The organism is Bradyrhizobium sp. sGM-13 (assembly GCF_018398875.1).
Taxonomy (GTDB): Bacteria; Pseudomonadota; Alphaproteobacteria; order Rhizobiales; family Xanthobacteraceae; genus Bradyrhizobium.
The window spans coordinates 1-208 of sequence record NZ_JAGWDK010000554.1; the positions used below are offsets into that span (position 1 = coordinate 1).

Consider the following 208-nt stretch of genomic DNA (forward strand, 5'->3'; position numbering starts at 1 on the left):
TGCCGGGCGGCGACCGCATGGGCGAATGGAAAGCGGCCAAGATACGCGAGCGTGTTACCCGGCGCTTGAACACCCCGAAAGGGACGGGCAGCTCCCGAAGCTTTCGACCGACAAGCATCGCGTCGATTGGCGCGACCTCACCAGCGCGAAAGAAATGACGGCGGCGCTGAACTGCTATCTCGTCACGCATCCGAACGCGATCTGCGAG

At 63.5% G+C, this 208-nt stretch carries 1 protein-coding gene; it reads left to right on the forward strand.

What is annotated here, in order from left to right; translation table 11 throughout:
• Positions 1 to 25: 25 nt before the first annotated feature.
• Positions 26 to 208, forward strand: a 183-nt coding sequence (locus KJQ96_RS39950) for a hypothetical protein (protein ID WP_213291316.1), incomplete at its 3' end; no start/stop codon positions are given.